Source organism: Sphingobacterium sp. N143 (genome assembly GCF_030325625.1).
Classification (GTDB): domain Bacteria; phylum Bacteroidota; class Bacteroidia; order Sphingobacteriales; family Sphingobacteriaceae; genus Sphingobacterium.
Window position 1 is genome coordinate 861,592 of the sequence record NZ_JACAIS010000001.1, and the last position, 8,765, is coordinate 870,356.

The following is an 8,765-nucleotide window of genomic DNA, read 5'->3' on the forward strand; positions in this document are numbered from 1 at the left end:
GTTTATCGAACAATTAAACTAAACATGAAAAAATCAAAATTAATGATAAGCGTTCTGAGTGTTGGTTTTATGCTTAGTGCATGTCACGACAGAACAAATAGAAGCGCTGAAGATAATATAACCGTAACCGATACCTCAGCGAAGGGTCATGGTGTTCCGCTGGATAATATTCACCGTAGCCGCCCCGCAGATACACTTCAGGACAGTACTGTCATGAAAGATCAGGGTGTTCCTTTGGATAATCTTGATCGGGAAAAGAGGGCAGAATAAATTAACGTAGTTCTACCTGTTATTGTTAGGAAGTACTCAAAATAGAAGTTCGGAGAACTTTTCCTTTTTCTATAACGTTCAACATCCAAATAGTTTACAATTAAACAATTGCATATGAAAAAGATCATTTTTTTAGTCGCATTGCTTCTTGGATTATGGGGATGCGACAATAGTAGCAACAAAGGAAGTGAAGCAAATGGTTCTTACGATTCATCCATGACACCTGATGATGGGCAGACTGTTCCAGCAGGTAGCGATACGCTTGCTTCGGACAGTACGGACAGTTTGCAACGGCAGCCATCCCCCGCAAAACCTGAATAGCGAAACCTTAAACTACTTATGGCTGCAGGAATAATTTTATCAAACTACACCATTAAAAGGCTGGTTAGTTTAGTCTACCTGAGCCTCTTTTGTGCATTGCTGTACGGACAGGCTCCTGATTCGAGTAGCACAGTTATAGACTCAACAAGTCTAAGGGACTCTTTACCAGAGAGCCCCCTCGCAGCAGTACGGAATGCTGTGCAACAGTGGCGGGCACAGCTGGATCGATATTACACCGAACTGGATAGTGTTAAACGTATCCTTGCTTGGCAACGGCAGGAACATAGTCCATCCATTCCGGGTCAGGTACAATCCTATATTACCAGTGTCCTCCCGTCCGTGCAAAGCTTGCGGAATAAAATTAAAGTTGCACAGCAGCAAGTGATACCACCAGATTCAACGGCATCTTCCTGGAAAAGTTTGCAGGATAGCGTGGTTGACCTTGCCACCGAAGCGGAGCAGTTGCTTGTTGACTTGACAGATATCAGCACTAAAGTTAAACAGGAGGAGCAAGTGGTCCAGTCATCCAATGCTGGCTTATTTTGGTCACGCTTGCATAAAGTCATCCTGAAAAACCTCGAGCAGGATGGCTTATCCATACTCTTTTACGGCACGGGCTGGGATGGGCGGTTGCTACTGGTATTGGTGAGTCTGGCCTATTTATATTGGTTATTCCTGATGCGGCGGCGTGCCGTGGGGGTAGGCGAGGAGTTACCACTTCACCGCAATCAGCCCTGGTGGATTCCCTTACTGAAATTTGCGGTATTTTTTCTCCTGATGCTACCCTTGACCTCGTTCCGTATCCCGGTGCTGGTTCTCGAATTAAGTTATTTTTTACTATTTACCTTTTTATATATCCTGCTTCATGTTGAGCTTTCGGTCACCAAAGTTCGCCTTATGCGCTTAGTCTTCCTTTATTATATAGCCCTATTGGTGACTCATCTGATATTGGATACCGATTGGTTAACACGGGGTATTGCTGTGCTTGTCAACTTAGCAGGTTTACGTTTGCTTTGGGCTTTGGGAAAACGTACAGACAAAGACCATCCTTTTGATCACTTGCCTAATTTTACACGTTGGATATTGCTTTTCGTTGTTGCGCTGGCCATCGTATTTAACCTTGCTGGTTTTCTAAATCTGACAAGGATATGCAGTATTACCGCAGGAATTGGGCTTTTACAGGCTTTGTCATTACGGGCTTTCCGGGATATGCTGGCACATGATCTGGTCAATTATTATGAACGGGCCTCCGAAGAGCGTTTTATACGACGCTTCGATAAGGCAAAGATGGTCCAGGCCTTAAGCCGTATTGTTGGGCTTTTTGCTGTTGTTCTAGTCCTTATCGTCTGGACGAATAGCTTACATCTGACAAGCGAAGTCCGCCGCCTGCTAGACAGTGTACTCCATAACAGCCACCATATTGGTAGTATATCGTATACGTATGGTGACGTTTTACTCGCCATTGCCGTTATTACCTTGGCAAACTGGATACAAAAGAATCTGAAAGACTTATTGGGCGAATCCACCTCTGGGAAAAATCAGCGTCGAACAGCTCTACTGCCGCTGGTTCGCGTATTTGTCTTTATTGCTGGCTTTCTGATTGGTATACGGATTCTTGGACTGAGCGTGGATAAACTTACGGTAATCATTGGAGCCTTGAGTGTGGGGATTGGCCTGGGCCTGCAGAACATCATTAACAATTTTGTGTCAGGTGTTATTCTGGTATTTGAAAGGCCATTTAAGGTCGGGGATTATGTAGAACTTGCTGATAAAAAAGGTCAGGTACTTCAAATCGGCATTCGTTCCAGCACCCTGCTGACCGATCAGGGGGCTCAGGTTATTATTCCCAACGGCGATTTACTGTCGGGACGCCTGGTGAACTGGACGTTTGATGAATCGGATATTCGCCTAAATTTACAATTAACCTTTAATACAACAAGAGCAATACGTGAATGGAAACAGTGGCTTCTGGACATGATCCCCGCTTTCGATGAAATTGATCCGAGCATTTCCCGAAAGATATATACAAAAGATATTACTGCAGATGCCTATATACTGTCGGTTCAGGTTGGTATTCATAATGTACAGCAAATTGAAATTTTTAGAAGCAAATTTTTAGAGGCAGTCAAGATTGAAGCAGCTAAATATGAGACAAAGGTTACTTCTGCATAAAAATGCGTCTGCATTAAACGGGTCAGTATTAGATAATACTGGCCCGTTTGTGCATCGTTTCCTAAATCGTCGTTTCATTTAAATCCGATGGCGGATTTCGCGGTTCAACTGGAATCCCTTCCGCATCATTTGCTTCTTCGTCGATTTCTGGCTCATCTAATTCAGAAACTTCTTCTTGTCCTTCCAGATCGATCTCTTCTTCCTGGTCTAAAATATCCTGATCAATTTCAGGGTCATCGTAAGGCTCATTTTCAGGTAATTCCTCTTCCGGCCGTTCGGGGATATCGGCCGGAAAGTCTTCTGGACCGACCTGGCTTATTAATGCGAATGCAACAAGCAGTATACCTTGACGCTGCTGATGCGCTGGCTGGTTTTTATTCATCCTTTTTTGTTTAAGTTCATCTAATAAACATGTGCAGTCCCGATATAGTTAGAAGAATTAGTACCCATTCCGAACCGGTTTTTACTTAAATATCATGCACTTTATGCAATGCGTTTTCATCGCATCCAGCACGTGTTTTTACTTTTTATATGTATATATGCGTGTTTTGGCGATTTCGAGGCTGTCGGATGAACGAATCAACTTTTGCCTCTGTTTATTTAACGAACAAGGTGATGAAGATTTGACAGCACTTGCCGGTACAGATCTGAATTCACAGACGGAATAAGAATAAAACAAAAAGAGTTAGAAATTTTTTAAATAAACACTAAAGACAGATATTATGGCATTAACGACAGGAAATGAAGGTGAAATCACCAAAAAAATTGAAAACCAAACGTCTAAAGTTCCCTCCACGCTATTTTTAGGCGCAGCACTACTTTCTATGGGTGTATCGGCCGCTTTAAAATGTATGATGCACGATAAAACCGCCCTGTTCGTTGGGCAATGGGCGGCGCCATTTCTATTATTGGGCATCTATAATAAAATTGTAAAAACGGAGGGGCACGATTAGCGCTGACCTTAAAAAAGAAAATTAGCATTCAATAGCTATTGGGCTCAACTTAGTTGAGCCTATTTTTTTAACAAAACGATGAAATTATGAAGATTTCAAAAATCAATCGAGTAATTATGAAATTTCGATTTGGTTAAATACCGGTCTAAAAAATGGCATAGCTTTAGCTATAGCAAATGATGAAGGATCATTATTCATTTTCCGATAACACTTAGTTTGCCGGCGCCCCAATAACAAATTATGGTAAAGACATTAATTCTTTTTTCAGCCCTCATTTTTTCGTGCCAGGGAGCTTCGGACAGAAAACCTTCCGAGACTGATTCCGGGGTGGTCGATAGAACCGGAACCGAAGGAAACAAATCTGTATCCTGTAAGGACATCTTGACGAACCTGATAAAAACCAGCAACGCAGTCGCATTCGACCATTTCAGCAAAACGACAGTACAGGCCAAGATATCACACAAAACATCCGAAAAAGCGACAATCAAATTATATGTCATCTCTGATGTTTCCGAAAACCCTTCGGAACGACGGTCTACAGAACAGACAGTAGGCTGGCTGGAATATTACAAACCGACCGGCAAGCTGATGGACATCACCAATGATCCCGACAGACCGCTGGAATTAAAGTATGACAAAACGGTTCTTCAGGGGCATGATCTTTTCAGGGTATGCGATTCTGAAACTGTAATTGCCAAGCCCGGCGCCGGTTATGAACAAAGGGATGTCATGCTGGAAAAAGATATTCGGTTCAACGGTAAAGTGAAACGTTTTTTTGCGCTTGCTGAATTTGAACAGTTTTTTGGAAAACCTGATAGCATACGACTACTGGCAGATGAAGAACCTTGTATAACAATTTTCAATACCGAAGCGCCAGACGATAAATACCTGTACAAAAATGGTTCCCCTGTAGGCTCAAGCAGAGAGGCCTCCGCAGCTGAAATCCACGTATTGGAAAAGCTTCCCGTAAGGCATTTCCCGATAATGGACAGCACAAGGTTCGAAAATTTTGAACAGATTGGAATGCCGGACAAGGGATTTCTGAAACGGATCAAATTTAATCCCGAACGTACAGACGCAAAAAATTTCAGGTTGAACTACACCATACCTTTCTCCAAGAACTTCACTTCCCTGGTACTCACCTATCAAAGCGGCGAGCACGAGCTGTTTACCACCTTGATTACCCTGGGTAAAGAAGATCAAATAATCGATAGGCTGGACGTTGTCTATGACGAGATAGCAGAATCTGCCTTCAGTAAGACAAGTAAAATAGAAAAAGACAAAATAACGGTAACGAACTGGAACTGGATTAGCGAGGAGAACCCTGTTTCTGAGATCAAAACTTACATTGTGCAACAGGACGGTAAGTTTAAGGTCCTGCCATCCGCAGAAAAATAGATAGAAATGAAGTACTGGAGATATGTGTCAAACCGGAATACAACGAAGGGAGAACAATTTTAACTGTTATTTATGATGACTATTTTTAAAGTACTTATCACTGCATCGTGTATTTTGACAAGCAATCTATGCTTTGAAATTAAAACCTTTTATTCAAGCGAAGAAAAACAATATACATTAATTGGTGATAAAAACAATCGATACTTTGGTGTAAAACACGTTGTTCCTTTTAATGGTAATATATTAAAAGTAAACTATATCGATACAATTAGGGATATTCTAATTAAGCATATTGATGAGAAAAATTTAAATGATATAGATAAAGAAGCGGAAATTTTTGTCTCTATCTATTATGATCCACATAGCTTAAAAGTAAGTGAATTATACTTTGGTTTTCGTCGTATTTCCCCCCTAAAGATAGTGACGGTAGAACAGATTCAAAAGATTGACAGAGAAATTAAAGAGAAGCTAATGGGAGAGAAAGACACAAAAAGATTTAACGAGCAAGAAGTAGATGATACGCTTTCCAAGTTGACATATCTTGATGGTCATGGGATTGGATTTTATTTGAAACAGCTTATGCAGTATAAGCGAGGTGAAATCCCAAAAGAAAAATTAATTCTTCGCTAGTAACTTATCATTACTTCTGTTATCATAATTATAAAAAACCAGATTCAAAGACACTGAATTCTGGTTTTTTCATTGGATAAACAGTATCTGGCAGCTTGATTAAATATGTATAGCACTTTATTAGCAGGTAATTTGTCAAAGATAGGGACCAAAATTATCTGAGACACCACAACGCTTGAAGCAAAAAATCCTGTTAATTATTAGAGGGTAATTATTCAACCCCCTTTGCACGCATGGGGATGCAATAAATTGCTGTTGAAGCTGTGATAAATAGATCAGTTCGATCTTTGCCACCAAAACAGACATTCGACGTCCATGGTTCTTTTACATCAATATGTCCTATCAGTACGCCTATCGGACTATAGATAGAAACACCTTTCCCCGTAAGGTAGACATTTCCCTGATTGTCCAATGTCATCCCATCAGAGCCTTGGTCGATGATCGCCTTTTGTCCGCTGAGCTTACCGTTAGATTCAATGGTATACCTATAAGTTTTATTTCGCACCCTATCCGCTACATATAGGTATTTTCCATCTGGCGATCCTACAATGCCGTTAGGCTTAGTTACATCATCAGCCACTACAATTGGCTTTTTATCTTTTCCCGGAGGGAGGTAGTAAACTTTCTGCCCTTCTATCTCTGGTTTTTTTCTGGTCCAGTAGTTACGCTGGTAGTAAGGGTCTGTAAAGTAAATACCACCTTTCTTATCTGCCCAAAGATCATTTGGACCATTCAGTTTCTTTCCATCTAGATCTGACAGCAGGACGGTAACTTTACCCTCATTGCTTATTGACCAAATTTCGTTTTTTTCGTCTGCGCAGGCAAGTAGCTGACCGCGACGGTTAAAGTACAGTCCATTGGCACGGCCGGCTGAATCTTTAAAAAGAGAAAGACGACCTTCCGTGTTGTATTTCCAGATTTTATTATTGGGCTGGTCAGTAAAATAGATATTCCCGTCCTTGTCCACTGCCGGTCCTTCTGTAAAGGCAAACTGTCGAGATATCAATTTCAGGCTGTCCTGATCAAACAATTGCGCCCTTACATCTAAGCCCCTTAATGAGAATAGCAATATTAGCAAGAATGCCGGATAAAACCTGCTGGAATTAATTGAATGCAGCATAGCGAAAGTAATTAACTAAAATTATCGTTTTTCCAAAAAAATCAAGGAATAGTATTTAAGTATAAATAGTCTCTATTTCAAGCCCAATATATATAATTTTATAAAGACCTGAAAATATTACCTCTAGCCCTGGTAAATAGGAGGCAGCCATCCAATTGTTGACATCGGTTGTTTTGGTAAGGAAAACTGCCTGGTATGAATGTTTTAATGTGTTATCGAGAGAAACCTGTCTTTTTACATTAATTGTTCGTAATATAAAATCCATAGCTTTAATTAAATTTGGTCTAAAGCATAGAGGTAAAATTAAAGCAAAATGAGGTTTCTATTTTAACAGCTCATTTTTTGATTATAGATCTATCATGCTTCCATCCCAATATTATCTTCCATAGATATCGATTTGCGTATAGAACGTGCTCGTTTCCATTTAAACGGGCATTAGATCTATCCATCCAGGTTGTCGAGGACGGATACATCGTTGAAAAACACATAGATGGGAGTCGTCAGATTATTAAAAAAATTGATCGGATAAAGAGTAAAGTTAAATTAAAAAAAGGTATTGTTTTATGCCTAGAGCCAAAAGGTTAAGAGTATTTGCCGGTCCAAACAGGTCGGGTAAATCAACTTTATACAAACAAATTAGTAGCCAGTTTAATACTGGCTATTTTGTTAATATAAGCTTTCCTTTTATGCTATTTGGCTTACTAAGGACAAGATTATCTTTTGAATTCTACGTGGTAGCAGAAACAATCTGTTAGTACCACATAAATACAAAAGCCACAAAACAGAGATGTACAAATAGGGGAGCGTTAATACTCTTCATTATCTATACTACGTTTGTGGAACCTCAATGTTTTTATCGCTTTGAGAAGATCCTGTTCTGTTTGCGTTTTTAGATCTGCTCCATGGATATTAAATCGGACTTTTGAAGATTCTCCCCATAGGCTGCCGATGTATATCCCAGTAGTACCTTTTCCGGATATCCTAGGAAATACGATTTTGGCTCTTCTGTTATCAATGGTATCCCAGGATACATTTTGTTTTCTGTACGTATCGGCATCGAGATCCAGATCCCGTATCGGCATATCTTTTACAATAATATAGTCCGAAGAGTCTGTTGCGCTTTCCTCCATCATTTGTCTCGTAATGACCTCTATGTTATGCTCTGTCAAACTATTTGAATACATGCCCAGATCAAAGTAAAGCGTATCCGTGTTGTCTACAGCGATTGCGCCGACATAACTGTCGATTCCGTTTTGTTTGACCTGCTGCCATTTATAAGGAACTTCAAGCGTAAATAGGCCGAAATCCATTGTCTTTGTGCGCGATGGATCTTTGCACCCAACAACGAGGATAGTAAGGGTAGAAATGTGGAATAGTTTTATGAACTGTTTCATGCTATGGCTTATGCGTTGAATTTACAAAATTAGGCTGGACTATCCATCTATGGCTAATATTTTTTATTATTAAATCGCAAACGGGTGGAGTGGAAGTGCCAAATTAATTATTAGCTTAGTGCCTTATGATTTTCTTTTTAGATATAGACGGTGTCATGGTACATGCCAATCCACATAGACATGTAGAGCAGGCAGCCGATGGCTTCTATGTATTCAGTAGTGCTGCTGTAGAGACATTTAATAATATATTCGTTGCAGAGGAAGATCAGGTGATCCTTTCTAGCTCGCACCGTTTTAGATATATAATAGTAGAATGGAAAAAGATATTTCTTGATAGGGATATTCTAATAGGTTCGCTTGCGTTGTTGGATGATGTGCAACAACACTTAAATTATCGCTTTACACGGAAGGATTGAAGTTGCTACATTTTAGTGGACATTAAGTTAAGAGAATTTTAATAACTTAAGAGACTTATGTCAAGAGAAAGAAAAGTTTATACCAAAGAGT

The 8,765-nt window shown here is 40.0% G+C and carries 10 protein-coding genes; 7 read left to right on the forward strand and 3 right to left on the reverse strand.

From position 1 onward, the window contains the following. Window positions 1-42: 42 nt before the first annotated feature. The 3 genes from HX021_RS03795 (at window position 43) to HX021_RS03805 (ending at window position 2,763) form a co-directional block, all read left to right on the forward strand. The gene (locus HX021_RS03795; RefSeq protein ID WP_286588486.1) at window positions 43-270 is read left to right on the forward strand and encodes a hypothetical protein; all 228 of its coding nucleotides are present in this window, start codon (window positions 43-45) and stop codon (window positions 268-270) included. A 114-nt stretch (window positions 271-384) separates the two neighbouring features. After that, window positions 385-591, forward strand: coding sequence for a hypothetical protein (locus HX021_RS03800; RefSeq protein ID WP_286588489.1), 207 nt, complete (start codon window positions 385-387; stop codon window positions 589-591). An 18-nt stretch (window positions 592-609) separates the two neighbouring features. Then, window positions 610-2,763 (forward strand): mechanosensitive ion channel family protein, encoded by a 2,154-nt coding sequence (locus HX021_RS03805; RefSeq protein ID WP_286588491.1) that lies wholly within the window; start codon window positions 610-612, stop codon window positions 2,761-2,763. A gap of 61 nt (window positions 2,764-2,824) precedes the next feature. Here the strand turns inward: HX021_RS03805 and HX021_RS03810 are convergent, their stop codons facing one another. Beyond that, window positions 2,825-3,145, reverse strand: a complete 321-nt coding sequence (locus HX021_RS03810) for a hypothetical protein (protein WP_286588493.1) — start codon at window positions 3,143-3,145, stop codon at window positions 2,825-2,827. Between the two features lie 340 nt (window positions 3,146-3,485). Between HX021_RS03810 and HX021_RS03815 the strand changes: the two genes are divergently transcribed. From HX021_RS03815 to HX021_RS03825, 3 genes are all read left to right on the forward strand, one after another. Continuing rightward, window positions 3,486-3,716: a hypothetical protein gene (locus HX021_RS03815; protein ID WP_286588494.1), complete on the forward strand. Its 231-nt coding sequence runs from the start codon at window positions 3,486-3,488 to the stop codon at window positions 3,714-3,716. A 240-nt stretch (window positions 3,717-3,956) separates the two neighbouring features. Further along, complete coding sequence (locus tag HX021_RS03820; RefSeq protein ID WP_286588495.1) at window positions 3,957-5,114, forward strand: hypothetical protein; 1,158 nt, start codon at window positions 3,957-3,959, stop codon at window positions 5,112-5,114. Between the two features lie 72 nt (window positions 5,115-5,186). Beyond that, the gene (locus HX021_RS03825; protein WP_286588496.1) at window positions 5,187-5,744 is read left to right on the forward strand and encodes a hypothetical protein; all 558 of its coding nucleotides are present in this window, start codon (window positions 5,187-5,189) and stop codon (window positions 5,742-5,744) included. A gap of 211 nt (window positions 5,745-5,955) precedes the next feature. Here the strand turns inward: HX021_RS03825 and HX021_RS03830 are convergent, their stop codons facing one another. Further along, entirely contained in the window at window positions 5,956-6,864 is a 909-nt protein-coding gene (locus HX021_RS03830) for an SMP-30/gluconolactonase/LRE family protein (protein ID WP_286588498.1), read from the reverse strand. 806 nt (window positions 6,865-7,670) lie between these two features. Beyond that, window positions 7,671-8,258 carry a hypothetical protein gene (locus tag HX021_RS03835; RefSeq protein ID WP_286588499.1) on the reverse strand — a complete coding sequence of 196 codons (588 nt, stop codon included), beginning with the start codon at window positions 8,256-8,258 and terminating at the stop codon, window positions 7,671-7,673. A 125-nt stretch (window positions 8,259-8,383) separates the two neighbouring features. Between HX021_RS03835 and HX021_RS03840 the strand changes: the two genes are divergently transcribed. Then, window positions 8,384-8,674 carry an HAD domain-containing protein gene (locus tag HX021_RS03840; protein WP_286588500.1) on the forward strand — a complete coding sequence of 97 codons (291 nt, stop codon included), beginning with the start codon at window positions 8,384-8,386 and terminating at the stop codon, window positions 8,672-8,674. The last annotated feature ends 91 nt before the right edge of the window (window positions 8,675-8,765 follow it).

Excerpts from the sequence above, each read along its gene's own strand:
- HX021_RS03800 (WP_286588489.1), top strand. The coding sequence starts at position 385 with ATGAAAAAGATCATTTTTTTAGTCGCATTGCTTCTTGGATTATGGGGA.
- HX021_RS03810 (WP_286588493.1), bottom strand. The coding sequence starts at position 3,145 with ATGAATAAAAACCAGCCAGCGCATCAGCAGCGTCAAGGTATACTGCTT.
- HX021_RS03815 (WP_286588494.1), top strand. The coding sequence starts at position 3,486 with ATGGCATTAACGACAGGAAATGAAGGTGAAATCACCAAAAAAATTGAA.
- HX021_RS03835 (WP_286588499.1), bottom strand. The coding sequence starts at position 8,258 with ATGAAACAGTTCATAAAACTATTCCACATTTCTACCCTTACTATCCTC.
- HX021_RS03840 (WP_286588500.1), top strand. The coding sequence starts at position 8,384 with ATGATTTTCTTTTTAGATATAGACGGTGTCATGGTACATGCCAATCCA.
- HX021_RS03795 (WP_286588486.1), top strand. The coding sequence starts at position 43 with ATGATAAGCGTTCTGAGTGTTGGTTTTATGCTTAGTGCATGTCACGAC.
- HX021_RS03820 (WP_286588495.1), top strand. The coding sequence starts at position 3,957 with ATGGTAAAGACATTAATTCTTTTTTCAGCCCTCATTTTTTCGTGCCAG.
- HX021_RS03830 (WP_286588498.1), bottom strand. The coding sequence starts at position 6,864 with ATGCTGCATTCAATTAATTCCAGCAGGTTTTATCCGGCATTCTTGCTA.
- HX021_RS03825 (WP_286588496.1), top strand. The coding sequence starts at position 5,187 with ATGATGACTATTTTTAAAGTACTTATCACTGCATCGTGTATTTTGACA.
- HX021_RS03805 (WP_286588491.1), top strand. The coding sequence starts at position 610 with ATGGCTGCAGGAATAATTTTATCAAACTACACCATTAAAAGGCTGGTT.